The following is a 456-nucleotide window of genomic DNA, read 5'->3' on the forward strand; positions in this document are numbered from 1 at the left end:
GTCCTGGCGTCTATTTCAAGCAATAATTCCGTCAAATCAACCGGAGGAAGCAGCTGCCTTACCCGGCCGTTGAGACGATGCAACGACGGTGGCTCCTCCAGTTTCTCCAGACTGCTGATAGTCAGGGACGGATATTTACCGTCATTGCAGATATGGACCTCCGCATTTCCTTCAAACCGGGATGCGACGGCTTTCCAGGTTTCATCCAGCTGGACCGCCAGCTGTTGCACGCCTTGATGTCCATCAGTGGGATGTCCCAGCGCCCGGCAGACGGGGACCCGCTGAACCTGCCATTGTTCTCCCTGCAACAGCTTCTCGCGGGGATTTCCCCAGCGATCGCTGTTTTCGAGCCAGATGTCCCGTCTGCGCAGTGCATCCTGAAGGCGCTCCAGCAGACAAAGCGAGTAACCGGCACGTTGTATCCGGCCCTCCGCATCGTACACCAGGCGTTTCCAG

General features: G+C 57.7%; 1 pseudogene. It reads right to left on the reverse strand.

Annotated features, from left to right (window positions below):
- Positions 1–456 (reverse strand): annotated as a pseudogene (locus F0Q32_RS25915) (Tn3 family transposase); the annotation flags it as partial.

Source organism: Pseudocitrobacter sp. 73, from assembly GCF_008369545.1.
Taxonomy (GTDB): Bacteria; Pseudomonadota; Gammaproteobacteria; order Enterobacterales; family Enterobacteriaceae; genus Pseudocitrobacter; species Pseudocitrobacter vendiensis.